22 protein-coding genes and 5 tRNA genes are annotated in these 25,000 nt (G+C 61.4%); 14 read left to right on the top strand and 13 right to left on the bottom strand.

Annotated features, from left to right (window positions below):
- Together OU993_RS24405 and OU993_RS24400 are read left to right on the top strand one after the other, a co-directional pair.
- On the top strand, positions 1-1,155 hold the full coding sequence (locus OU993_RS24405) for an amino acid ABC transporter permease (protein WP_268161516.1): 1,155 nt from the start codon (positions 1-3) through the stop codon (positions 1,153-1,155).
- Positions 1,156-1,172: 17 nt separating this feature from the next.
- Complete coding sequence (locus OU993_RS24400; RefSeq protein ID WP_272955615.1) at positions 1,173-1,952, top strand: amino acid ABC transporter ATP-binding protein; 780 nt, start codon at positions 1,173-1,175, stop codon at positions 1,950-1,952.
- An 85-nt stretch (positions 1,953-2,037) separates the two neighbouring features.
- Here OU993_RS24400 and OU993_RS24395 read toward each other — a convergent pair whose 3' ends face one another.
- The gene (locus tag OU993_RS24395) at positions 2,038-2,694 is read right to left on the bottom strand and encodes a hypothetical protein (protein WP_268161515.1); all 657 of its coding nucleotides are present in this window, start codon (positions 2,692-2,694) and stop codon (positions 2,038-2,040) included.
- A 422-nt stretch (positions 2,695-3,116) separates the two neighbouring features.
- On the opposite strand from OU993_RS24395, the gene OU993_RS24390 reads away from it, so the two are divergent.
- Positions 3,117-3,278, top strand: coding sequence for a hypothetical protein (locus OU993_RS24390; RefSeq protein ID WP_268161514.1), 162 nt, complete (start codon positions 3,117-3,119; stop codon positions 3,276-3,278).
- Between the two features lie 196 nt (positions 3,279-3,474).
- Here OU993_RS24390 and OU993_RS24385 read toward each other — a convergent pair whose 3' ends face one another.
- The 7 genes from OU993_RS24385 to OU993_RS24355 all read right to left on the bottom strand — a co-directional run bounded on the left by OU993_RS24385 (position 3,475) and on the right by OU993_RS24355 (position 12,135).
- Positions 3,475-9,717, bottom strand: coding sequence for an autotransporter outer membrane beta-barrel domain-containing protein (locus OU993_RS24385; protein ID WP_268161513.1), 6,243 nt, complete (start codon positions 9,715-9,717; stop codon positions 3,475-3,477).
- Positions 9,718-9,979: 262 nt separating this feature from the next.
- Positions 9,980-10,135, bottom strand: coding sequence for a hypothetical protein (locus OU993_RS24380; protein WP_268161512.1), 156 nt, complete (start codon positions 10,133-10,135; stop codon positions 9,980-9,982).
- A 212-nt stretch (positions 10,136-10,347) separates the two neighbouring features.
- Positions 10,348-10,424, bottom strand: a tRNA-Arg gene (locus OU993_RS24375).
- Positions 10,425-10,453: 29 nt separating this feature from the next.
- A complete protein-coding gene (locus OU993_RS24370) occupies positions 10,454-10,759 on the bottom strand; it encodes an ETC complex I subunit (RefSeq protein WP_268161511.1) in 306 nt (101 codons plus the stop codon).
- 147 nt (positions 10,760-10,906) lie between these two features.
- A tRNA-Pro gene (locus OU993_RS24365) sits at positions 10,907-10,983 on the bottom strand.
- An 82-nt stretch (positions 10,984-11,065) separates the two neighbouring features.
- A complete protein-coding gene (locus OU993_RS24360) occupies positions 11,066-11,554 on the bottom strand; it encodes a DUF192 domain-containing protein (protein ID WP_268161510.1) in 489 nt (162 codons plus the stop codon).
- A gap of 2 nt (positions 11,555-11,556) precedes the next feature.
- A complete protein-coding gene (locus tag OU993_RS24355; protein WP_268161509.1) occupies positions 11,557-12,135 on the bottom strand; it encodes a cold-shock protein in 579 nt (192 codons plus the stop codon).
- A 214-nt stretch (positions 12,136-12,349) separates the two neighbouring features.
- Here OU993_RS24355 and gloA point away from each other — a divergent pair, with 214 nt between their 5' ends.
- From gloA to OU993_RS24330, 5 genes are all read left to right on the top strand, one after another.
- Complete coding sequence (gene gloA / locus OU993_RS24350; RefSeq protein ID WP_268161508.1) at positions 12,350-12,790, top strand: lactoylglutathione lyase; 441 nt, start codon at positions 12,350-12,352, stop codon at positions 12,788-12,790.
- 118 nt (positions 12,791-12,908) lie between these two features.
- Positions 12,909-13,538: a hypothetical protein gene (locus OU993_RS24345; protein ID WP_268161507.1), complete on the top strand. Its 630-nt coding sequence runs from the start codon at positions 12,909-12,911 to the stop codon at positions 13,536-13,538.
- Positions 13,539-13,690: 152 nt separating this feature from the next.
- Positions 13,691-13,765, top strand: a tRNA-Glu gene (locus OU993_RS24340).
- A 174-nt stretch (positions 13,766-13,939) separates the two neighbouring features.
- A tRNA-Glu gene (locus OU993_RS24335) sits at positions 13,940-14,014 on the top strand.
- A gap of 174 nt (positions 14,015-14,188) precedes the next feature.
- Positions 14,189-14,263 (top strand) — tRNA-Glu (locus tag OU993_RS24330).
- Between the two features lie 93 nt (positions 14,264-14,356).
- Here the strand turns inward: OU993_RS24330 and recJ are convergent.
- The 5 genes from recJ to OU993_RS24305 all read right to left on the bottom strand — a co-directional run bounded on the left by recJ (position 14,357) and on the right by OU993_RS24305 (position 19,597).
- Positions 14,357-16,159 (bottom strand): single-stranded-DNA-specific exonuclease RecJ, encoded by a 1,803-nt coding sequence (recJ, locus tag OU993_RS24325; protein WP_268161506.1) that lies wholly within the window; start codon positions 16,157-16,159, stop codon positions 14,357-14,359.
- An 81-nt stretch (positions 16,160-16,240) separates the two neighbouring features.
- Complete coding sequence (locus OU993_RS24320; RefSeq protein WP_268161505.1) at positions 16,241-16,459, bottom strand: hypothetical protein; 219 nt, start codon at positions 16,457-16,459, stop codon at positions 16,241-16,243.
- Positions 16,460-16,582: 123 nt separating this feature from the next.
- Positions 16,583-17,902: a homoserine dehydrogenase gene (locus OU993_RS24315; protein ID WP_268161504.1), complete on the bottom strand. Its 1,320-nt coding sequence runs from the start codon at positions 17,900-17,902 to the stop codon at positions 16,583-16,585.
- Between the two features lie 61 nt (positions 17,903-17,963).
- Positions 17,964-19,187, bottom strand: a complete 1,224-nt coding sequence (locus OU993_RS24310) for an LL-diaminopimelate aminotransferase (RefSeq protein ID WP_268161503.1) — start codon at positions 19,185-19,187, stop codon at positions 17,964-17,966.
- Positions 19,188-19,282: 95 nt separating this feature from the next.
- Complete coding sequence (locus OU993_RS24305) at positions 19,283-19,597, bottom strand: SHOCT domain-containing protein (RefSeq protein WP_268161502.1); 315 nt, start codon at positions 19,595-19,597, stop codon at positions 19,283-19,285.
- Positions 19,598-19,831: 234 nt separating this feature from the next.
- Between OU993_RS24305 and OU993_RS24300 the strand changes: the two genes are divergently transcribed.
- The 6 genes from OU993_RS24300 (at position 19,832) to OU993_RS24275 (ending at position 24,943) form a co-directional block, all read left to right on the top strand.
- Entirely contained in the window at positions 19,832-21,673 is a 1,842-nt protein-coding gene (locus OU993_RS24300; RefSeq protein ID WP_268161501.1) for a PHA/PHB synthase family protein, read from the top strand.
- A gap of 10 nt (positions 21,674-21,683) precedes the next feature.
- Positions 21,684-22,400: a DNA/RNA nuclease SfsA gene (gene sfsA, locus OU993_RS24295; protein WP_268161500.1), complete on the top strand. Its 717-nt coding sequence runs from the start codon at positions 21,684-21,686 to the stop codon at positions 22,398-22,400.
- Positions 22,401-22,433: 33 nt separating this feature from the next.
- Positions 22,434-23,273 carry a type I methionyl aminopeptidase gene (map, locus tag OU993_RS24290; RefSeq protein ID WP_268161499.1) on the top strand — a complete coding sequence of 280 codons (840 nt, stop codon included), beginning with the start codon at positions 22,434-22,436 and terminating at the stop codon, positions 23,271-23,273.
- A gap of 39 nt (positions 23,274-23,312) precedes the next feature.
- Positions 23,313-24,107, top strand: a complete 795-nt coding sequence (gene radC, locus OU993_RS24285; RefSeq protein ID WP_326493869.1) for a RadC family protein — start codon at positions 23,313-23,315, stop codon at positions 24,105-24,107.
- 99 nt (positions 24,108-24,206) lie between these two features.
- Positions 24,207-24,485, top strand: a complete 279-nt coding sequence (locus tag OU993_RS24280) for a type II toxin-antitoxin system Phd/YefM family antitoxin (protein WP_268161497.1) — start codon at positions 24,207-24,209, stop codon at positions 24,483-24,485.
- An 11-nt stretch (positions 24,486-24,496) separates the two neighbouring features.
- Positions 24,497-24,943 carry a plasmid maintenance toxin (PemK-like) gene (locus OU993_RS24275; RefSeq protein WP_268161496.1) on the top strand — a complete coding sequence of 149 codons (447 nt, stop codon included), beginning with the start codon at positions 24,497-24,499 and terminating at the stop codon, positions 24,941-24,943.
- The last annotated feature ends 57 nt before the right edge of the window (positions 24,944-25,000 follow it).

The raw sequence follows: 25,000 nt of genomic DNA, 5'->3' as shown, positions 1-25,000 counted from the left end.
ATGGCTGTCACCGATTTTTCCTACGTCCGCCAGGAGATGGCGGGCCCGAAACCGGCTCCGTCCAGCGAGGTCGGCGTCGTCCATTGGCTGCGGACAAACCTGTTTGCCTCCGTCACGGACACGATCATGACGATCGCGGGGCTGGCGCTCCTCGTCTACACCCTGCCCGGCCTCATCCAGTGGCTTTTCCTGGATGCGTCCTGGACCGGGACTGACCGAAGCGCCTGCGCCACGGTCTCTCAGGGCGGCGTGCTGCCGGACGGCCAGTCCGGCGCCTGCTGGGCCTTCGTCTCGGCAAAGTTCAACCAGTTCATCTTCGGTCGTTATCCCTCCGAACTCTACTGGCGCCCGCTTCTGGTGATGGTGCTTTTCATCGCCTTGCTGATCCCGATGCTGATGCCAAAGGCTCCGTACAAGGGCTGGAACGCCTTGGCGCTTTTCATCGTCCTGCCGGTCGTTTCCTTCTTCCTGCTCGGCGGCGGTCTTGGCCTGGAGCCGGTTGAAACCCAGCTCTGGGGCGGCCTGATGGTGACGCTGATCCTCTCCTTCTTCGGGATCACCGTATCGCTTCCGTTCGGCATCCTGCTCGCGCTCGGACGCCGCTCGAACCTGCCGGTCATCAAGATGCTGTGCGTCCTCTTTATCGAGGTCATCCGCGGCATTCCGCTGATCACGGTTCTGTTCATGGCGAGCGTCATGCTGCCGCTGTTCCTGCCCGACGGCTGGACCTTCGACAAGCTGTTGCGCGCGCTGATCGGTGTGTCGCTGTTCTCGTCCGCCTATATGGCGGAGGTCATCCGCGGCGGCCTGCAGGCCATGCCGAAGGGCCAGTTCGAAGGCGCCGATTCGCTTGGCCTCAGCTACTGGCAGAAAATGCGGCTGGTCATCCTGCCGCAGGCGATCAAGCTCGTCATTCCGGGCATCGTCAACACCTTCATCGGTCTCTTCAAGGACACCTCGCTCGTCTACATCATCGGCATGTTCGACCTGCTCGGTATCGTCACGCTCAACCAGTCGGATGCGAACTGGTCTTCCCCCGTGACCCCGATCACCGGTTACGTCTTTGCCGGTTTTGTCTTCTGGATCTTCTGCTTTGCCATGTCGCGCTACTCCCTGTTCATGGAGCGCCACCTCGACACCGGCCACAAGCGTTAAAAGGATAAGGGTAAATCATGTCTGCAACGAACACCAAGCCGCAGGCCATGGCGGTATCCAGCACCGATGTGGCCATCCAGATCACCGGCATGAACAAGTGGTACGGTGATTTCCACGTGCTCCGCGACGTCAACCTCACCGTCATGCGCGGTGAGCGCATCGTCATTGCCGGGCCTTCGGGCTCCGGCAAGTCGACGATGATCCGCTGCATCAACCGCCTGGAGGAACACCAGTCGGGCCAGATCGTCGTGGATGGCATCGAGCTCACCAACGACCTGAAGAAGATCGACGAAGTGCGCCGCGAAGTCGGCATGGTCTTCCAGCACTTCAACCTCTTCCCGCATCTGACGATCCTGGAAAACTGCACGCTGGCGCCGATCTGGGTTCGCAAGATGCCGAAGAAGGAAGCCGAAGCGATCGCGATGCACTACCTCGAGCGCGTCAAGATCCCGGAACAGGCGCACAAATATCCGGGCCAGCTCTCTGGCGGCCAGCAGCAGCGTGTCGCCATTGCGCGCTCGCTGTGCATGAAACCGAAGATCATGCTGTTCGACGAACCGACCTCGGCGCTCGACCCGGAAATGGTCAAGGAAGTGCTCGACACCATGGTGAGCCTTGCCGAAGAAGGCATGACCATGCTCTGCGTGACCCACGAGATGGGTTTCGCGCGCCAGGTGGCCAACCGGGTGATCTTCATGGACCAGGGCCAGATCGTCGAGCAGAATTCGCCGGCCGAATTCTTCGACAATCCGCAGCACGAACGCACCAAGCTCTTCCTCAGCCAGATCCTGCACTAAGACGCACCGGCGAGCCTTCGAGGCTTTCCATGCCTGCGAAAATTAGAGCGCTCCCAAAAGGGGCGCTCTTTTTTGTGTGTCCCGGCTACCAGGTGACGGAATAATGCGCCCTGACACCCGCCGTCAGATCGGCGCCGGCTGCCTTGCCGATCCGCGCCGACAGGCTGAGGTCGTCTGCGAGCTTCTGTTCGACGGTGATGCCGGCGCCGATGCGCTTGAAGCTGTCGAGCGCTCCGAGCCTCGCCGTCAGCGAGACACCGTCAACCGGATCGGACCATCTGACCGCCTGGTGGACCTCCACGCCGTCCCAAGCCTCTCCGGCATTGTCGTAATGGATGGTGATGTTGCGGTTCATTTCGAGATCAAAATCGGACGAAACGATCTCCACGTCACGCACGCGCATCTCTGCGACGGCGTCCCCCGTTTCGACATTGGCGCGAATATTGATTTCGCGCAGCAGGATCTGGGCGGGCGTCTGTTCCGATTGCGCGGTAATGCGCCCCCAAAGTTTGACCGGCACCTCCACCGGCCCGCCCTTCCCCGACGACGTCACACCCACATCAACGCCGGCAGCTGCAAGCGACCAGCCTGGAACGCGCAGGCCAAGGCGCGCGTTATAGCTGGTGTCAGAGGTCTTCGTCGGGGTCCAGATCAGCAGACCGTCACTGGCGCCTGCAGGCTGCACCGGCATCGCAACCGTCATCAGAATCACCCAGCGCAGAAGCGTGAATTTTGCAAACATGCCATTTCCACATCGTCTCTTGCCTCCCGTTTCGCCGTTGCCGCCGACAGAACGATCCTCCTCGCCGATCGCAATTCAGGCACAAGATAGAGCATATAATTTGTACGTTATAGTACCACTATCTGATTCAGCAATGAAATTAGGGTTACCTAAAACACACAGTCGCATTCCTGCAACAGCAAAAAACGAACTTGTCATCTCCCCCTTACCTTATCTGAAGTCGTCCTAATTGGGGTTGCATGACGTTCCGTTTGCCCATTGATTAGGCTTTGATTAGGGAGAAACGAAAAGATGCACGAGCGCTGTCCTTCCACCCGCATTGCCTTACAGGCTGTTGCCGCAACCGATCGTTTTTTAGTCGTTCTTCGTTTGGCGTTGATCGAAAGCCAGCATTGAGCCAGGAAACAAGGAAACTTCGATCCATGACGAACAGATCTTTCGACAGAAAAACGGCTCCTTCCTTCCTCGACACCATCATTCGCTCTTCAGGAACTGTCGCTTCAGGCCGTTTGGTCTCGCGTCTGATGACCATGGCCGGTATCGTGATCGTTCTGGTATACTGGCGCCAGACCGGGGGCTGGTAAGAGGCCATCGGTGCGCCGGCCTGATCTTGGTCACGTTGCTTGCGCGGCTGCGTTTTTTGAAAATGTTAAATGAAAAAGGGCTCTCGGCCGGCTCGCCCTTTTCGTGATCCGGATATCTGAGAAGATCCGGAAATGCAGAACAGGCCGACGTCGGGAGCAATATCCTTGATCCAACGTCACCTCGTGACGCCCATTATTAGAAGTCGATCCTCAGCTTGGCCGTGATCGCGTGGGACCGGACGTTATCTCCGTAGGTCCCATCGTAGCGCAGATCCAGGGAAACCCGGTCATCCGAAAACAGACTGACGCCTGCACCGAAGTTGGCAACCCACTTGTCGGTCTCGAACCATCGTGTGTAGCGGTCGGAAGCCGGTGAAAATTTCACCTCGTTCGAGACCTGCGTATCCGTGCTGTGTTGAGTCCCACCGAATACAAAAGCGCGCATCTGCAGGCTTTCGGACAGGGTCAGGTCAGTGCCAATTTCGATGCCCGGCGCCACAGAGACCATAACGTCATCGTAGGAACCGACATCCAGATTGTATCCCGGCGCGCCGCTTTCCCCGTAGCCGCCGCTGCGGATGTAGTTGATGTCCAGATCCACACTGGGCTTGAGATAGAGCGAGCCCGCGGGCAGAAGATAGGCTGCCCGGAAGCGGGCCTGTACCCAGTCGGTATCGTGGCTGGCGCGTGCGGTGAGGCCCGGAGACAGGGGGATCGAGCGGCTGGAGTCCGTCCAGCCATGACCATAGGATAGACCGACGGCGAACAGCGCATGGCCTTCCACATATTTGGCAATGGCACCGACATGCGCAGTTTCCGTCTGAGATTGCGCAAGCCTGGCCTGTGATGTCAGCGTTTCATAGCCCGCTGCAAAACCCACCCGCCAGTGATCATCGACGATATACTGGCTTCCGAGTGACATCAGGACGGAATGGTCATCGCGACCGTCACCGGAATACCCGCCACCATACTCCAACCAGCGGGAAGAGACTTTGCCCCAGGCACACTCGCCTTCGTCGATTGCGGTGCTGCCTGCACCGATCTGGCCACAGCTGAGCATGCCCGACTGGAAACCTGATGCCGACGCGCGCAGTCCGGCGACCTGTTGCGTCGCGTGCTCGCTGGCGTAGGAATCGAGCAGGTTCTCATAATCTGCCAGGTTCTCTGCATTGGCGAGTGTCACCATGTCAGCATCCGTATCATCGCTTGCCAGACGCCGGTTGAGCCAGGCTCCGGTGGCGGCATCATGATCGGAAAGACCTGCTGCATCGAAGTTCACGCTGTTGACCGCAACGACGGCGTCCGCCGCTCCGAAGCCCCGTTCGCGAACGTTCAGAGAATAATCAACAACCGGCGTATCGAGAGCAGTCGCATTCATTGCCATCCCGAACAACGCGGGCGCCTGGACGACACTGAAGTGTCGCGTGGGACCAAACGAGGTCAATCGCGGACGCACTGCTCCACCCAAATGAACTGTGCTGCTTGCCTCCAGCCGGTCGGATCCGCCGCCGCGCATATCGAGATCGACTTCAAGCGTCGAGCCGGAAGCACCAACATAGACGCCTTGCAGGTTCGTGACCTGGAGCACACCCCGCCCGCCCGGCGACAGAAGGCCGAAATTCTGCAGGCGACCGTAATCGGGCAGGGTCGCCGCCGCGAGGTTATCGACGCCGAGATCGATCGCCGAGCCGGACAGCATCGAACCACTCGCCGTATTGGTCACGGAAATACCGCGCATATCGCCCTTAAAGGCCCAGACCGGGCCTGACGCCTTGATCGAGCCGGTCAAGGTTCCGGAATTGACCACGCTTGTCTTCTGATCACTGACGACGGCAAAGCCGCTTCTGCTCGACACCATCCCTGCATTGGTGATGGTGGTGGTCGCGATATGAGAGGGCGTTGCATTGGTGATGCGGATCGCATCCGACCCTTGTCCTGACACCGCGATAGTCGCGCCGGGCGCGACGGCGATATCCACCGCTGTCTGTTTTTCCGACAGAGATGCATTGCCGGACAGTTCCGCCACGATGCCGTGCGAAGCTGCACCAAAGGTATTCACGCTGCCGACGACATTCACCGACATCTGACGATGCGATTGTTCGCGCCGCCACGAATAGTCGCCATCGAGCATCGCGGCATGAATGCCGGGCGCCTGATTGCCATGCGTCTCCACCCGGCCATCCGCGTTGATCGTGACATTGCCTGCCCGGTCGCCCCGATTGTACGTCTTCGACAACAGGCTGCCGTCCGGCATCTGCACCAGGCCGCCCGGCCCGGCAATGGACTGGGCATAGATTGCGGCGGCTCCATCGCCATAGGTCCGGATGTCGCTCATTGGAGTCAATGTCACACGAATGTCGCCGCCGAAATTGAGAAGCCGCTCTGCGTGGTGAAACGGATCCGACAACCCGTAGGTCCAGCTATAGCGGTCCCGATCCTCCTTGTTGGCGATGATCGTGATGGGCGTCTCGGCATAGGTGATCGGACTGTCCGCCTGTACGAGGCCACCACCGCCGCCGACGGACTGCGCAAGCACCGCAATCGCGCCCTTGCCGCGCGTCGTTATTTGTCCGCCATTGACGATAGTGACGGCATCAGAGCGGTTGACCCGGTCCCAACTGCCGCCGAAATCAACCAGTGTCGTCGAGGCGTCGTTGTCGAGCGTGACGAGGCCACCGCCGCCGCCAATCGACTGCCCCAGAATGCCGAGGGCAAAGTCGCCGGTGGTGCTCAATGCACCACCCGAGGTGATGGTGACGGGATTTCCGCTGCCATTGCCGTTCAAAGCGCCGAGATGAACGGAGCCGGTATCGCTTGCCAGCGCGTTTGCGCCCAGCAACTCGCTGCGACGGTTTTGCACGGACAGATGGGCACCGCCGCCACCGCCGATGCTCTGCGCCACGATGGCCGACGAGAACATGCCCTTTGTGCTAACTTCGCCCCAATTGGCGACAGTCGCCTGCCCGGCATGATTGTAGGGCGAGCTTCCCTGGGTTCCAAAAAAGATCGAACTAACGTGGTGAATCGGATCGGCGAGCGCACTGGTGCCGCCGCCGCCGCTGACTGATTGTGCGAGGATGCCGATTGCACCATCCCCCTCTGTTCGGACAGAGCCGCTGTCCGCTTGCACGCGGACATCACCGCCAATCCCGAAACCGCCATTCACACCGCCCGAGGTCAAGATGAGCTTGCTGAGATCCTTGGTCGTCAGTTGTCCGTCCTGGCTGCTGAAGGTCGTCTTCTTTTCAGCCGAGAGATAGATTGATGTGGCGTGTCCTGCAGCACCGCCGCCGCCAGCGACGGACTGGGCAAAGATCCCTGTGCCCGTCTGCCCTGTAGTCTGCACGGATCCGGTGTTGATGACCTGTACCGTCCCGCCATTGCCGCCATTCCCTCCGTTTCCACCGATGGAGAGCGTGACGGTGCGTCCGTCAGACAGTTTGCCGGTGCCTTCCGAGGCCGGACGCACGGACGCCGTGACTGCCAGGGCGTTGCCGCCGTAGCCCCCGCTTCCGCCGATAGACTGGGCGATGATGCCATTCGAACCCGTACCGAGTGTCTGAAGATTGCCACTGTTCGTGACCCTCACCGGGCCACTTGCGCCACCGGCTCCTCCTGCGCCTGCAATCGAAAGCGCTATATTCTTCGAGGCCTTTTCGCTGGCCGCGGCCGAGAGTGCGGCTGAGACGGAATTGCCACCAAAGCCACCGCCGCCGCCAATCGATTGAGCGAGAACGCCATGGGCGAGAACACCGTCGGTTATGAGCAGACCGCCCAGTTCAGCCTGAACCAGGCTCCCCTGCCCGCCACTGCCGCCTGAGCCCCCGATGGCAACCGAAGCGCTCGGCTTGTTGACCTCCCCGAGGCTGAGCGTGCCGGACAGGGCGGTGCCGCCCGAGCCGCCGCCACCGCCGATGCTCTGCGCCAGGACGGCAATGGAATGGTCTCCGGTTGTCGCCAGGATGGATGATGGAGAGGTCGATACAATGGCGCCTGCCGCATTTCCGCCAGCGCCCCCCGTCCCGCCGACCGAGGTACTGAGCGGCGTGCTGCCGCTCGTTGAGGCACCGGCAGCGATGCTCAGCGAACTGCCACCCTTACCACCCCCGCCGCCGATGCTCTGCACAAGAATGGCGTTGGAAAACGAACCGGCGGTCGTCACGCGGCCGTAGACATTCGCGCCCGCATAACCGCTGCTGCCGCCACTGCCGCCGCTTCCTCCGATCGCGGCACTGAGACTGATGGATCGTCCCTCGGAGATCGCGCCCGATAGCGACACGGCGGAGCCTGCATTGCCGCCGCCGCCGCCGATGCTCTGGGAGAGCACCCCCGTCGCGTGGTCTCCGGCCGTCACCACCGATGAAGTCCGTTCCACGACGATCGACGTCGACGAACTGTTGCCGCCCTTGCCGCCGCTGCCGCCAACCGAAACGGAAATCGGCACGGCAATACCGGAGGACACGGCACCGGATATCGCCGTAGCACTGCCACCGGTACCGCCCCCGCCGCCAACGCTCAGGGCTTCGATCCCATTGGCGAAGCTGCCGCGGGTGGAAACGATGCCGCTGGTGGTGACCGATACCTCGCCGCCGCCATTGCCCTCGCCGCCGGAACCGCCCGCCGCGACAGACACTGAAATCGAGCCGGCACCGTTCGACACCCCCACCGATATGCTGCGGGCATCGCCACCCGTCCCGCCACCGCCGCCGATCGAATGTCCCACCACGGCGCTTGAAAAATCGCCGCTTGTCGTGACGGCCGTTCCGCTTTCCTGGCTGATCGTGACACGCGCGCCCTTGCCGCCCTTGCCGCCCTTGCCACCAACGGAGACCGCGGAGGTGAGCGAGACCGGTCCGGCTGCCGCCGAGACGGTGGCGGCGGAACCGCCCGTGCCGCCGCCGCCGCCAATGCTCGAGGCAAAGAGGCCGAAGGAATGCGTGCCCGACGTCTGCACATTGCCGGTGGAGGTCAAGTTGATCGTACCCGCATCGCCACCCTCTCCCCCACTGCCGCCAATGGCGACGCTGGAGGAAAAGATCGGGGAGGTCGCTCGCGCAGTTGCCGAACCCCCATGGCCACCACCGCCGCCGATGCTCTGCGCATTCACGCCATGCGAAAAGCGACCGGCCGTCGTGATGTTGCCGAAGGCGAGATCAAGGGCACCGGCTCGGCCGCCATCGCCGCCGGCGCCGCCGATAGCGACGGCCGAAAACAATCCCTCCGCCGTTGCATTTCCACCCCGACCACCGCCGCCGCCGATGCTCTGCACCATAAGGCCCAGGGCATGGTCGGCATAGGTTCGCAGCGCCCCCCGGAAGTTTACGGTGACGGAACCTCCCGAACCACCTCGCCCGCCATCACCGCCGACGGCAACATGACCCGTGGCGGACGAACCATTGCCACCGCTTCCCCCGAAGGATTGCAACAGGAGAGCATCTGATTGGGTGCCTTGCGTGGTGACGGAACTCGCCGCGTCGCCGCTGAGGCTGATCGAGGATCCATCGCCGCCATGCTGACCCGCTTTGCCCTCCAGCGAACGACCGGATGCGCCGCCGATACTTTGGGCAAGAACACCCGGTGACTGGGAACCGCTCGTGCTGACCACAGCGCTGCCCAGATCGACGCTGGCGCCCGCGGCGTTGCCGCCCGACACGGCCTGTATGCGGCCGGTTCTGCGCTGATATTCTGCCAGATCACCGCCACCTGCGCTGAGCGCTCGAATACCGGCCGCGTTGTCGCCGCCGGTGGAGATCACCGGTGCGGTTTGGGCGGCATCGCGCTGCATCACGATGCTGACGGGTCCGCCGGACTTCAAGGGTGGCCAGTTCTCCAAATCGGTCCTGAAGCCATCGCCGCCAGTACCGCCCACGCTTGATGCACTGATGCCAGCAGCAGAAGCGCCCGTGGTGGTGATCGACCCTGAATTATAGACGGTGACGGCCCCGGCGCTTCCCCCGAGACTGAGAGCGATCGCCCCGCTGTTCGTCGGCAAGATCGCCCCTTCTCCGCCCCGACTGAGCGCCGAAAGTCCACCTGTCTGCGGCACGTTGCTGAGAAGGCGCCCGCTGTTGGTGATGGTGACCGCACCGCCGTTCGTTACTCTTCCTAGCAATTTCCAATCATGTCCGAGACTTTCGCCTTGAACGAGGCCCGAGGTTCCGGCGGATTGCGTCGCGTTGGAAGGTAGGGTCACGTCTTGCTGGTTGTTCAGAACAACATCACCACCATTGACGTTCTTCATCACGACCACGGACTGAGCCGTCGCCGTCCCCTTGCTTCCAAGCAGCACGCCCGTTGCGACAAGGCTGCAAAGAGCAACCGTCGCGAGCCATCGATCCTGGTCGACATTGTCCGGCACCCCGCGCGCCACGTAGCGCTCCAAGCAAATGGTATCGGCAAACATCGATTTCGGCATGATCGCGCCCCCATGGAGCGTCATGCGTAAAACACGTTGCTTACGCGAGGCTTTTATTACATACGAATATACAATCTCTCGAAGTATCGAAGTATCAAGGACGCATTCACCGCTCGATGAAGGATGTGACAAACTGTTGTATTTGGCACGTCACGCCGATCAACGATTCAGGTCTGCACGTTGCTGTCAACGTTGGCGCCCCATGATTTGATGCGGCGTTTTTTTCGGCAATGAAGACTGTCGATCTTATCCCTCCGGCCAAATGGCAGGCGAGCGGCCGGCGGCATCACCCACCTTGAACGGCGTTGATACCCCCGTAGACCACGATGATGCCAATAAAGATGCCCAGGATTGCCACCGCGCCGCAGACCCCGACGAGGATCAATGTACTGCCCAAAAGCTTTCGCTTCGGCGGTTCCGGCTGCTTCTCTCGAGCGTCCATGACGTGTCCAATGCTGTGACCATGACAGCAGTCGAACTGCGGCAGCAAAGCTGTGGTTCCATGGAGATCGGAAGAACTCCGACATCAGCGCGGTGATGGATAGAGGTAGGGGAGATTTAGCACACCATCGAGAACCCGTTCGGCACGAGGTTGTTACCTATGTCTCCTGTACGAGGTGTCGCCCATCTCTCCTGGCCGGACAATCGAATTTGTGGCGACCCCTGCAGGACTCGAACCTGCGACCTACTGCTTAGAAGGCAGTTGCTCTATCCAGTTGAGCTAAGGGGCCGTCTTTCATCGCGAGCCTCAGGCTCGGGATCAATGGGTCCAGGGCTGGGTGCGGTTGAACCGGAAATTGTCGGAATAGGACACCGTCTGGCGCTTGGCTTCCTTCGGCGGAATGACGCGGTAATCGATACCGTTGCGCTCGGCATAGGCTTGCGCCAGTTCCTGCGTATCGAAAGTCAGGCACACCTGCTGTTTCATGTCCGAGGACGAGGTGTAACCGAGAATGGGGTCGATGCGCCGCGGCTCTTCCTGATCGAATTCAAGCACCCAAAGATGGGTCTTGGCCTTGCCGGATTGCATGGCGGTCTTTGCAGGACGATAAATCTTCGCGGTCATTTCAGTCAACGCTCCCTTGCGCGCTACAGGCTCATCAGCACGGCGGCGGTGCCTGTATCCGCTGCCGATCCCCGCCAGGTCCGTCTCCGGATCGCCTGACCGGACGATCGAGGTGGGAAGCAAGCCCCAGCACCTGATCGGCGGCGATGGTCGGAGTGGAGAGATTCGAACTCCCGACCCTCTGGTCCCAAACCAGATGCGCTACCAGACTGCGCTACACTCCGTTCCAACGATGAAAAGCGAGATACACGCTTCGCCCCTTGGCCGCAACTCTAAAATCACTCTTTCAAGAAGAGGTTAAGCGCCTCACGGGGCGTTGCCGATCTCAGCGCTTCTCACCAGGTCGCCCACAGCGATCCCACGCTTCTTCACCTCGCCCGCATTCAGTTCGAGCACGAAATCCACCGGCCCGCGCGACGAGATCACCGTTTCCGACAAAGGTACTGCCCCTTCATGGATATGGGTGATACGGCCCTCGGAATCGATGAACAGCATGTCGAGCGGGATCAGCGTGTTGCGCATCCACATCGTCACTTCGCGCGGCGCCTCGAAATCGAACAGCATGCCGGCGTCCGGTGCCATCTCCTTGCGGTACATCAGCCCCTGCTGGCGCTGCGGCGAATCGAGCGCAAGTTCAACCGTAAAAACATGGCGCTGGCCGCTGGCGGTTTCGATCACCAGCGGTTGTTTGGAGAAGGTGACATCAGCCGCAGCCCCCGCCCCGACCAGCAGTCCGGCAAACAGAAAGAGCGCCAGAACGGCGCTCAGGACAAGTTTCAGCCGCGGCAAAACCATGATCAATGCGCCCGCGGCAGGGCCACCGGCCCATCGGGGTGGATTTCCGCCGCCATCAGGCCCTTTTCGCCGGGCCCGAAGCGCACCAGCACCACCTGGCCCGGGCGAAGCTCCGTCAAACCGAACCGACGAAGCGTTTCCATGTGGATAAAGATGTCCTCGGTGCCCTCGCCGCGGGTCAGGAAACCAAAACCCTTGGTGCGGTTGAACCACTTGACCAGCGCGCGTTCGAGACCGCTCGTCGGGGTGACCTGCACATGGGTGCGCACCGGCGGCATTTGTGACGGATGCACCGCGGTCGACTGATCCATCGAAAGAATACGGAAGGCCTGGTAACCTCGGTCGCGTCGCTGGATGAGCGCCACGATGCGCGTTCCCTCGAGGATCGTCTGATAACCGTCGCGCCTGAGGCAGGAAACATGCAGCAGCACATCCTGCATTCCGTTGTCGGGGACGATGAAACCAAATCCCTTGGCCACATCGAACCACTTCACCACGCCGGTGATCTCGGTCAGCTCAACCGGCTCGCCCGCAAGTTCCTCGAAACTCGCAACGCCCTTCGATGACATTCTGTCCGCCATTCTGTCTGCCCCTGGATTACGCGTCACGGTGGCACGGTTAACTGATTCTTATAAGATATGTTAACATCGCGCCGTTCGTCCAGCGCAAGCCCCCGCCCACGCTTTATCCCACCCTTTCTAGCGCTTGCTGCTTGCCTGAAGCTGGCCAGTGCCGCATATCCAACCGATCCTCGGCAAAGCCCGCGGATTCATGCTTTTTGGAGGATTGCGACCCATGCGTTACCTGCACACCATGGTCCGGATCAAGGACCTCGATGCATCGCTCGATTTTTACACCCGCATTTTCGGCCTCACCGAAGTCCGCCGCATCGAAAACGAAAAAGGCCGCTTTACGCTGATCTTTCTCGCCGCATCCGAGGATGTCGAGGCCGGCACCAATGCGAAAGCGCCGTTGCTCGAACTCACCTATAACTGGGACACGGAAGACTATAACGGCGGCCGCAATTTCGGCCATCTCGCTTATGAGGTCGATAATATCTACGACTTCTGCCAGCAGCTGATGGACAAGGGCGTCACGATCAACCGCCCGCCCCGCGACGGCAACATGGCCTTCGTTAAATCGCCCGATGGCATCTCAATCGAACTCCTGCAAAAGGGTCCGGCGCTGGCGCCCGCAGAACCTTGGGTTTCCATGCCGAACACCGGCAGCTGGTAACACTCGCCGAATTTATTCCGGCGCCAGGCTTTCGCGGCGCCGGAACACCACCTCCCCAGCCTGACGCAGGCTTCATGCGGCATCCTTGTCTCAAACGACAGTCCAATGGACGGATGCCATGGCGAACAGCTCGACCACAAAGTTCTCTTTTCCAGCCTGCAGCAGGTGGCTTGCGCCTGCCCTTCTCGTTGCCACAACGTCGCTGTCCGGCTGCAGCCTTTCTCTCCTGAGCAAAACGGATGCGCCGAAAGCCGAGACCGCCGTGGCGAAGGCCGATCCCGCCGAACCCGTAACAAAGCCAGAAACGCAAACCGCTGCCGCCAAACCGGCGACACGGCTTTATGTTGATCCGATGCTGGCCTCGGCCGGCAAGGCCAAACCCGGACGTCGCGAGTTGCCGCTGCACACACCACCGGGTGGCACGGTGCCGCCTTCGCAGCCGGTGATGGCGCGCGCACCATCGACGCCCACCCACCCCAGCCAGCCGGCGCAAACGAGCCAGCCGATCCAACAGACGGCAGCCAACAATCTGGGCGAGGTCGTCAATCAGCCGACCGGCGTCCACGCCTACCAGAACAGCATCTTCGCGCTTGCCAATGCCAACACGCAGGCAACGGCCGATGGCAGCGTGCCCGCCTATGTGCCGGCGCGCGGCATCAATCCGATGTCCGGCAGCGTCTTCAGCGCCCGCACCGCACCAGCCCCGGTCCCCGCACCCGCTGGCGCCGGCAATGACGGGCTCTGGTAGATGATGACGCACCGGAATATCCGGTAAGCACTTGAAAAGGTGGAGAAATAGGCACTCATCCACAGTTGCGGCCAGGCATCGAAAAAATTCGAGGAACGCGAAAAAGACGCTTGCGCTGCCCAAACCTCCTCCCTATAAGGGCGCCACGGCACGCGCCCTTCGTCTATCGGTTAGGACGTCAGATTTTCATTCTGAAAAGAGGGGTTCGACTCCCCTAGGGCGTGCCACCCGCCCCTCTCCCAAATCATTGAAATACCGAACCTAAACGGCAAGGGTCGATTGCTTTTCGCCGTCCTCATGCTTGTATTGCGGCGGATTTTTCGGCGCGTTTCAGATTTCTGCGACCTCCCTCATTTTTCCCCTTGCATCGCGAAAATCTGCGCGTATAAGGGCGCCCACACGCGCCCTTCGTCTATCGGTTAGGACGTCAGATTTTCATTCTGAAAAGAGGGGTTCGACTCCCCTAGGGCGTGCCACCTCTCTCCGATATTCTCCTCATAATTCAGAAGCTTAGTGTCGCCTTTGGTCGATGATTGATTGCCGATTCCCATCGTCACACGGGCGCGAAAAAATCTGCAAAATTGGTCATCCAAATGTCATTTTGACGCTTGCATGACAAAGCGCTCGCCCCTATAAGGGCGCCACGGCACGCGCCCTTCGTCTATCGGTTAGGACGTCAGATTTTCATTCTGAAAAGAGGGGTTCGACTCCCCTAGGGCGTGCCACCCTCTCCCCTTAAAAAACGATCGTCGCAACAGGTCAGCAAGCGTCGCCTGGGTATAGCACTGCGTTTGGTCGTGTGATCATGACGCGGTCGTTTAGATCGACTTGGCGGCATCCAGGATGCGCAGTTGCATACGGCGACTTCCCTGCCAGTGATCGGCGCTGAGGCACCCTGCCAGGTGCAATTGCTGGCCGCGGGAGGAGAGAAGCAACTGACCGAGCGGCGTGTCGCCGGCTCTAAACGCAATCGCCTCCAGCCGCGTGCCGTCCATCGCCTGCAGGGTCGCCTTGACGTGTGAGGTGCCGATCAACCGCGAATCGACGATCCGGTGGGCGGGGATGGCAAAGATTGGCTGGCTGTGGCCCGAACCATAAGGGCCCGCCTGTTCCAGCTGGTCAAAAAGAGCGAGCGTCGCGCCGGAGGCGGCGAGCGCGCCATCGATCTTCAGCACGTGATTTGCCACCAGAGACGGCACTTGTGCCGTGGCAATCGATTCGAAGTGGGCGCGCAGCGCGCCGAGCTTCTCCCGCTCTACCGTCAGGCCGGCCGCCATGGCATGGCCACCGCCCTTGATCAGCAGCCCCGCCTCGACGGCACCACGCACCATCTTGCCCATATCAAAACCGGGGATAGAACGACCGGAGCCGGCGCCCTTGCCGGAGGCATCGAAAGCGATGGCAAAGGCCGGGCGCTTGAACTTTTCCTTCAGACGGGCGGCAATCAGGCCGACAATACCCGGATGCCAGGCATTGCTGGCAGTGACAATGACGCTGGCGTTTTCGCCGTCGCCATATTCGGCCACCACTTCCGCCTCCGCCTCGGCCAGCATGGCCGCTTCCATCGCCTGGCGTTCGCGGTTGAGGTCGTCGAGCCGGGCGGCGATCTCGTCGGCCTGCGGCGCATCGTCCAGCGTCAGAAGACGGCTGCCGAGCGCCGCGTCGCCGATCCGACCGCCGGCATTGATTCGTGGTCCGATCAGGAAACCCAGATGATAAGGCGTCACCGGCCCGCCGAGTCCCGTCTTGCGGAACAGCGCGGCAAGACCCGCATTGCCCATGTGGCGGGCGGCCAGCAGCCCCTTCACCACATAGGCACGGTTCAAACCCTTCAGCGGCACGACATCGCAGACGGTGGCGAGCGCCACAAGATCGAGATGCCGCAGCAGATCAAGTGAGGCAGCGCGCGGATCTCCGCGCTCGCGCATCAACCGTGCAGTCGCCACCAGCACCATGAAGACAACACCCGCGGCGCAAAGATGCCCCTGCCCCGACAGGTCGTCCTGGCGGTTCGGATTGACCAGCGCCACACAGGGCGGCAGGTCCGGCCCCATCTGGTGGTGATCGATCACAACCACGTCGCACCGCTCCTCAGCCGCCGCTGCCAGTGACTCTTGACTGGTCGAGCCGCAATCGACGGTAACGATCAGCTGAGCGCCGCCGGCAATCAACTGACGGATGGCCGCCGGGTTCGGTCCGTAGCCCTCGAAAATCCGGTCGGGAATGTAGATCTCAGCCGAGATGCCGAAGTGGGCCAGAAACCGCCACAGCAGTGCCGAGGCCGAGGCGCCGTCCACATCGTAGTCACCGAAGATCGCCACCTTCTCCCGGCGCTGGATCGCGTCGGCCAGGCGGTTCGCCGCCGTCTCGCAATCGGTCAGCGTGAAGGGTTCCGGCATCAGCGAGCGGATGGTGGGATCCAGAAAGGCTGGCGCTTCATCGACGCCAACACCACGGCCGGCCAAAACGCGCGCGATCAGCTCGGGAAGTCCGTGCACCTGCGCCATGGCGAGCGCGCGGTTCTGGCCCGCCTGGTCCAGACGGGACACCCAGCGTTGTCCGCTGACGGAGTGTTCGACACCGAGGAAGGCACGCGGGACTGGATCAACCGGTTCGGTCATGAAGCTCTTTGGTCGCAAGATCTGACCGCTTCTAACGCACCCGCATCAAAAGCCCAAGGGGAACAGGTCCTGAATCAACGGTCAGAGCGCCGCCAGCACCACGGATGCGCCGAGGCATAACGGCCAGGATGCCAAAGCGATCGCGACACCCCAATGGCGTTCGATCTCGCTCTCCAGCTGTTCGTCGGTCGTCTCGCCATCTGCTCCGCGCTGCGACAGCGGCCGGATGTCATCCGGATCTATGGTCGGCACCGGCAGGCCACTGGGCCCCTTCTGCCTGAATGGAATGATCGTCGTCACTTGGCGCCTCCCTCGCTTCGTGAAGAGAGACCACAGTGTAGACCCGAATCCCTGTTCGCACCAGAGCAGCAAAAAGCCGCCCGAAATGGACGGCTTTTCAGACCAACAGCGACTGGACGCGGCTCAGAGGGCCTTCGGGCGCTCGATACGGATGACCTGCGGTTCGCCGGACAGATAATTGCCGGCCTTGATGCCGTCGACCGCCTTGCGCACGGAATCCTCCATCGTGGCATGCGTCACCAGGATGATCGTCTTCGCGTCGCTGGAGGCGCCGCCATTGGCGCGCTGCACGATGGATTCCAGCGAGATGCCGTTCTGTGCCATCTGGGTCGCGACGCTTGCGAAAACGCCGGCACGGTCCAGGACCGTGAGGCGGATGAAATAGCCGCCCTCGTGGCTCTGCATCTGCGCCTTGCGATAGGGTTCCAGCCGCGCAGCCGGTGTTCCGAGCACAGGAACGCGCTGTGCGCCCGGCTGGCTCTTGGCGATGTCGGCGATATCGCCCAGCACGGCCGATGCCGTGGCATTGCCGCCGGCACCGGGGCCGACCATCAGAAGTTCGCCCAGAATGTCGGATTCGATCGCCACCGCATTGGTGACGCCATCGACCTGAGCGATGACCGAATCATGCGGCACCATGGTGGGATGCACGCGCTGCTCGATGCCGCTTTCGGTGCGCTGCGCGACGCCCAAAAGCTTGATACGGTAACCGAGATCGGCAGCCGCATGAATATCCTCGATCGAGATGTTGGAGATGCCCTCCAGGTAGATCTCGTCGGCCGCGATTTCCGTGCCGAAAGCGAGCGTCGTCAGGATCGCGAGCTTGTGAGCCGTATCATTGCCCTCGATGTCGAAGGTCGGATCGGCCTCGGCATAACCGAGGCGCTGCGCTTCCTTCAGGCAGGCCTCGAAGGTCAGCCCCTCCTTCTCCATCCGGGTCAGGATGTAGTTGCAGGTGCCGTTCATGATGCCATAGACGCGGCTGACCGAATTGCCGGTCAGCGATTCCCGCAGCGCCTTAATGACCGGAATGCCGCCGGCCACCGCTGCCTCGAAGTTCAGCAGCACACCCTTGTCTTCGGCAATCCGCGCCAGTTCCACGCCGCAGCGGGCAAGCAACGCCTTGTTGGCCGTCACCACATGCAGCCCACGCGCCAGCGCCGCGCGCACCGACCGGTCTGCCGATCCCTCGGCGCCACCCATCAGTTCCACGAAGACGTCGATATCGGCCTTTTCCGCCATCTCTTCCGCCGTATCGAACCAGGCCATACGGGAGAGGTCGACACCGCGGTCCTTCGTCCGGTCGCGTGCCGTGACGGCGGTAATCTCGATGGCACGACCGCAGGTCACCGCAAGTTCGTTTGCCCGCGTGGTGAGGATGCGCGCCAGAGAAGCGCCAACGGTGCCCAGACCCGCAATACCGATTTTGAGGGCGTCTGCCATAGTGTCCATTCCTGTCGATAAAGATCGGACGGCAGAACGCCGTCCGTTGCGTCAGTGAAAATCAGCGATGGGCGTTCAATGAAATGACGTTGTGAAGCGTGTCGTCCGCCGTGCCGAGGAAACGCTTGATATTGCGGGCCGCCTGGCGGATGCGGTGTTCATTCTCGACGAGCGCGATGCGCACATAGTCATCGCCATGTTCGCCAAAACCGATGCCCGGCGCGACGGCGACATCCGCCTTTTCAATGAGCAGCTTGGAAAATTCGAGCGAACCGAGCGGACGGAACTTTTCCGGCACCGGCACCCAGGCAAACATCGATGCCGCCGGCGGCGGGATGTCCCAGCCGGCACGGCCAAAACTCTCCACCATCACGTCGCGGCGGCGTTTGTAGGTCTGGCGCACCTCATCGATATGCTGCTCGATGTCCGGATCGTTGAGGGCTGCCGTCGCCGCAACCTGGATCGGCGTGAAGGCGCCGTAGTCGAGATAGGACTTGACCCGCGTCAGCGCCGAGATCAGCCGATCATTGCCGACCGCAAAGCCCATGCGCCAGCCGGCCATGGAGAAGGTCTTCGACATCGAGGTGAATTCAACCGCCACATCCATTGCACCCGGAACCTGAAGGATGGAGGGCGTCGGTTTGCCGTCGAAATAGATTTCCGAATAGGCCAGGTCCGAAAGGACGAAGATGCCGTGCTTCTTGGCGAAGGCGACGACCTCCGCGTAAAATTCGAGTTCGACCACGGTCGCCGTCGGGTTGGACGGATAGCAGAGGATCATCGCGATCGGCTTCGGGATCGAATGGGCGACAGCCCGCTCGAGCGCGCGGAAGAACTCCTCGTTCGGCTCGACGGGAATCGAACGGATCACACCGCCGACCATCAGGAAACCGAAGGCATGGATCGGATAGGACGGATTGGGGCAGAGCACCACGTCGCCCGGCGCAGTGATCGCCTGCGCCATGTTGGCAAAACCTTCCTTGGAGCCCAGCGTTGCCACGACCTGCGTGTCGGGGTTGAGCTTCACGCCAAAGCGGCGGGCATAATAGGCCGCCTGTGCGCGGCGCAGGCCCGGAATGCCCTTCGAGGAGGAATAACCATGCGTGTCCGGCCGCTGAACGGTTTCCACCAGCTTGTCGACGATGAACTTGTTGGTGGGAAGATCCGGATTGCCCATGCCGAGATCGATAATGTCCGCGCCGGCCGCTCGTGCACTGGCCTTCAAACGGTTGACCTGTTCGAAGACGTACGGCGGCAGCCTGCGGACCTTATGAAACTCTTCCATCACGAACCTCATGGGGCATTGAGAGCAAAAACGGAGCGCATCCGGAGGCTCCGTCACGCCGTTGCTTTGCGACCAAAACCGCAGGAAGGCAAGGGCTAATTGGTGATCTGCCGTTCGGCTTCGGCGGCATGATCGTTGGCGAGCCGGCGAAGTCCGTCGATGCGGCGCTGGTACTCCGCTTCGGTGATGGCGCCGCTCGCGCGGGCAGAGGCAAGCGCGGAAAGCTGCGCCTCCCGCGTCGTGTATTCCTGATCGCCGATCTGCGTGTTGGCCGCCGTAAGCGGCTTGCCGAGGCTCGGATAGGTTCCGGTATCAAGCTTTGTCAGAGCTTCCGGGCGCGCGACGGTGCGCGGACCGACGATGACGGCGGGCGGCGCGGTGTTCGGAATGCCGTCGTCCAGCGCAAACATGGAACTGGTGCCTGAACATCCCGACAGCAGAACCGTGATGCCAAGCGCGCAGATTACCATCGGCCAACCCGCTTTATGCTGCGCTCGTTTTAGCATTTCGCAATCCTACCCTTGACTTTCGAATGAGCCGCGCTCGGCCTTCATCGCTGGAACTTCTATTCTTTTTCAGGCACAATGTAAAAACCAAAACAAGCATCGGTCGGTTGCACCCGGCTTTCAGGGAGCGGAACATACATGGACGGCAAAGGTCAGTCGAGCCATGCGGGCGCAGACTCCACGGGCTTTGATCCCAAGGTGTTTGAAGCCTACGTGGTCAAAGATCCGCAGACGCTGGCCGTCAATATCGCCAAGGCTGCCGAAAATCTCGGCAAGGCCGCATCCGAATGGCTTGGGCCCCGGGAACGGGGCGAGATCATCGATGCCATCGATCCCCTGACCGACATGGTCAAGACACTGTCCAAGGTCATCGAATACTGGATGTCGGAACCGCAGCGGACTCTGGAGGCCCAAAGCCTGCTGATGGCGTCCTATATGGGCATCTGGATGAACACGCTGCACCGGCTGGCCGGCGACACCAATGTCGACGACCCCGACGACCTGCCGAAGGACAAGCGATTCGCCGACGACGACTGGCGCCGCAACCCGTTCTTTGCCTTCCTGCGGCAGGTCTATCTCGTCACCGCCACCTGGGCGGAAAAGCTCGTCGAGCGGTCCGAAGGGCTGGACGACCATACGCGCCAGAAGGCTGCCTTCTACGTCAAGCAGATGACGTCGGCGTTGTCGCCCGCCAATTTTGCCCTCACCAACCCGGAGGTCTACCGGCAGACAGTGGCAAGCAACGGCACCAATCTCGTCGAGGGCATGCGCATCCTTGCCGAAGACGTCGCCGCCGGCCGCGGCGAATGGCGCGTGCGCCAGACCGATACGACAAAGTTCGAACTCGGCGTCAACGTCGCGATCACACCCGGCAAGGTCGTTGCCCGCAGCCCGATCTGCGAGGTGATCCAATACAGCCCCACGACGGAGACGGTGTTCAAGCGGCCGCTGCTGATCGTCCCGCCGTGGATCAACAAGTTCTACATTCTCGATCTCGGCCCGCAGAAAAGCTACATCAAGTGGTGCGTGGACCAGGGGCACACTGTCTTCGTGATTTCCTGGGTCAATCCGGACGAAAGCCTCGCCCGCGCTTCCTGGGAGGACTACATCCGCGACGGCATCGATTTTGCGCTGAAGACGATCGAAACGGCGACCGGCGAAGCAGAAGTCAACGCGATCGGCTACTGCGTCGGTGGCACCTTGCTGTCGGCGGCACTCGCCTATCACGCCAAGACGCGCAACAAGGCCATCCAGTCCGTTACCTTCTTCACCACGCAGGTGGATTTCCGCTACGCCGGCGAACTGCTCGTTTTCGTCGATGAGGAGCAGATCGAGGCGCTGGAACGGCAGATGAACATGACCGGCTACCTCGCCGGCTCGAAGATGGCGAGCGCCTTCAACATGCTGCGCGCCTCCGAACTCATCTGGCCCTATGTCGTGAGCAACTACCTGAAGGGCCAGGAGCCGACGGCCTTCGACCTGCTCTACTGGAACTCCGATTCGACGCGGATGACGGCGGCCAACCATGCCTTTTACCTGCGCAACTGCTATCTCGAGAACCGCCTCACCGCCGGCGAGATGACGCTGTTCGGCAAACCGATCTCGCTCGCGGACGTAAAAATCCCGATCTACAGCTTGGCGACAAAAGAGGATCACATCGCCCCTGCCCGCTCGGTCTTCCGCGGCTGCCAGTTCTATGGCGGCGACGTGACCTTCGTGCTGAGCGGCTCGGGCCATATCGCCGGCGTCGTCAATCCGCCCGACAAACATAAATACCAGTACTGGACGAACGGACCTGTCGCAGGCGAGCTTGCAGACTGGGTGAAGGATGCCAAGGAGACACCCGGTTCCTGGTGGCCGCACTGGCAGGGCTGGATGGAGGCACAAAACGGCAAGCGCGTGCCGGCCCGCCCGGTCGGCGGCGGCGAGCTGGAGCCGCTCTGCGATGCGCCGGGCACCTATGTCATGGTCCGCAGCTGATCGCACTCGCATGCAGTTTGATCCGCCCCTCGTGCCGGCCCGGCTCATCAGCCGTTACAAACGTTTCCTGTTCGACGCTGTCCTGGAGGACGGCACGCCGATCACCGGCTCGTGCCCGAATACCGGCTCGATGCGCGGGCTGACGGCACCCGGTTCGCGCATATGGCTTTCGCAACACGACAGCCCGACGCGAAAATTCCGCCACATGCTGGAACTGGTCGAGGCGGACGGCACGCTCGTCGGCATCAATACCGGAATGCCGAACCGGCTGGCGGAGGAGGCCATCCGCACCGGCATGATCGAAAGCCTGTCCGGCTACGACACGTTGAAGCGCGAACAACGTTACGGTGCCAATTCCCGGATCGATATCCTGCTTCTGGATCAGGCCCGGCCGTCCGCCTATATCGAGGTGAAGAATGTCCACTTCACGCGGACGGCGAAACTCGCGGAATTTCCCGATTCGGTCACGGCGCGGGGTGCCAAACATCTCGACGAGCTGGGCGACATGGTGGAAACCGGCTTTCGGGCCGCAATGCTCTATGTGATCCAGCGCGACGACTGTGATGTGCTCAGGATCTGCGAGGAGTTGGACCCCATCTACGGCGCCGCTTTCCGACGGGCGCGGGCTCGCGGCGTCGAGGCCTTTGCGATTGCCTGCCGCATCACGCCGCAGGGAATTTCGCCAAGCCGGCCAATCCCGATAGACGAAGGCGACGCTGCTGTTTAAAACTCGGCAGACTAAGCACGAAAGCAGAATTCCATGGTGACCTATATCGAGGCCGCATCCGCGCCCAAAAAGAACACGGGAGCAATCCGGCTCTACGACACGAAGACCGATTTCGCCGGCATGCATGCGGCCTGCCAGCTGACCGCACGCTGCCTGGATGAATTGGCGGCGATCGTCAAACCCGGCGTGACGACGAATGCCATCGACCGTTTCGTCTTCGAATTCGGCATGGACAATGGCGCGCTGCCGGCAACGCTGAACTATCGCGGCTACAAATATTCCGTCTGCACCTCGATCAATCACGTCGTTTGCCACGGCATGCCGGATGACAAGCCTCTGCGCGAGGGAGACATCGTCAATATCGACGTGACCTATATCCTCGACGGATGGCACGGCGATTCGAGCCGCATGTATCCGGTCGGTCCGGTGAAGCGGGCGGCCGAGCGCCTGATGGAAGTCACCTATGAGTGTCTGATGCGCGGCATCTCCGTCGTGAGACCCGGCGTGCGCACCGGCGCGATTGGCCAGGCGATCCAGACCTATGCGGAGGCGGAGCGTTGCTCGGTGGTGCGCGATTTCTGCGGCCACGGCGTCGGCCAGCTGTTCCACGACAGCCCGAACATCCTGCATTATGGCCGCGCCGATGAAGGTCCGGAGCTGAAAGAGGGCATGATCTTCACCATCGAGCCGATGATCAACCTCGGCAAACCGCATGTGAAAGTGCTGGCGGATGGGTGGACGGCGGTGACGCGGGATCGGTCGTTGTCGGCGCAATACGAACATGCAGTCGGCGTGACGGCCGATGGCTGCGAAATCTTCACGCTTTCCCCGGGCGGCCTCGACCGTCCAGGACTTCCTCCACTCAAGGGATGATCCATGTCCTCTCCGGTTCCCCCGACCCATCAGCAGAGCATGCAGGACGAGTCGGAGAACCCGGGAGAACTGTTTGCCGATGAGCGCGGTTTCTTTTCCGAACAGGCGGCAAAACCCGCCAGCTTGAAAAAGAACGGCACCACCGGCAAAACGGTGGAGCCGATCGCGCATTACCACGGCCATCGCGACCGTCTGCGGACACGTTATCGCGAGCATGGCGACACGGCGCTTGCCGATTACGAGGTGCTGGAACTGCTCCTGTTCCGGCTCATCCCGCGCAAGGACACCAAACCGATCGCCAAGGCGCTGATCGAACGTTTCGGTAATCTGGCCGGCGTGTTCGGCGCCCCTCTTGCGCTGCTGCAGGAGGTCAACGGTATCGGCGAAACGGTGGCGCTCGACATCAAGCTGATCGCGAGCGTCGGACAGCGCATCCTGAAAAGCGAGTTGCGCGAAAAACAGGTGCTGTCGTCCTGGTCCGCAGTCATCGATTACTGCCATGCCGCCATGGCATACGAGGCGCGCGAGCAGTTCCGCATCCTCTTTCTCGACAAGCGCAATGTATTGATTGCCGACGAAGTGCAGGGCCGCGGGACTGTCGATCACACGCCGGTCTATCCACGCGAAGTGGTGCGCCGCGCCCTCGAACTCTCGGCCACCGCCATCATCCTGGTCCACAACCATCCAAGTGGCGATCCGACACCCTCGCGCGCCGATATCGACATGACGAAGACCATCGTCGATACGGCCAAACCGCTCGGCATCACCGTCCACGACCACATCATCATCGGCAAGGATGGACATGCGAGCCTCAAGGGCCTGCGGCTGATCTGACGGAGCGGCCGGCAAGCGTCTGAAGCAAGCCCAAGAGAGGCACGCTCTTGACGGATGCCTTATGTTACGTAACATGTGGATAAAAGCGGAGATGTGCTTATGGCGTCGGTGCCAGCTTCAGAGATCCAGAAGAATTTCGGTGAATGGCATGATCGCGCGTTTCAGGAGCCCGTCGAGATCACCAAATACGGACGGACGTCTGCATTCCTTGTCTCGGCCACGCTCTTTAAGGCCATGTGGGCGTCGTACAGGCGGACACTCCCCGCGGAATCTCTGACTGAAGCTGAAATCGAAATGATCGTAAGGTCGAAAGTGGAGAGCGAACAGCCCTATACGCTCGACGATCTCCCGGATCATGACAACAAGCCTGTAGGCTAGAAGGGTGACAGGTGAAGGTCCCTGTCGCGCCTCCTGTCGGTCACCTGATTGCCTATGAGTATCTCTGGCACTCGAAGCTCGGCACCCGCGAAGATGGGGAAAAGACGTATCCCGCCGCCGTCGTGCTCGCCAGAGGCGATATCGGACCCACTCCAGTCGCTTATGTCTTGGGAATTTCACACACGCCCCCACGACCAGGCCAACGTGCGATAGAAGTCCCCTCCAAGCTGAAACGACATCTTGGTCTGGATGACGAGCTGTCCTGGATCTATACGGATGAACTCAATATCTTCTCGTGGCCCGGTCCGGACATTCGCCCCGCCGAACACCTGTCCACCTTGCCGACAGCACGGGGTACCTGCGTTATTGGACAGCTGCCAACGGATTGGTTCGAGCGGGTAAAGGCGCACTTGATCGAGAGCTATGCGCTCGGGCTCGCGAGGACCGTTCGGCGATGACGTATTGCCCGCTTCCGCGTCAGGAAGATCGCAGGTCCGCCCCCCGTGTTGCGCCGC

This window comes from Rhizobium sp. SL86 (genome assembly GCF_026672545.1).
GTDB lineage: Bacteria > Pseudomonadota > Alphaproteobacteria > Rhizobiales > Rhizobiaceae > Neorhizobium.
Note: the sequence above shows the minus strand (reverse complement) of the source record. Positions and strands in the feature narration are given on the sequence as shown.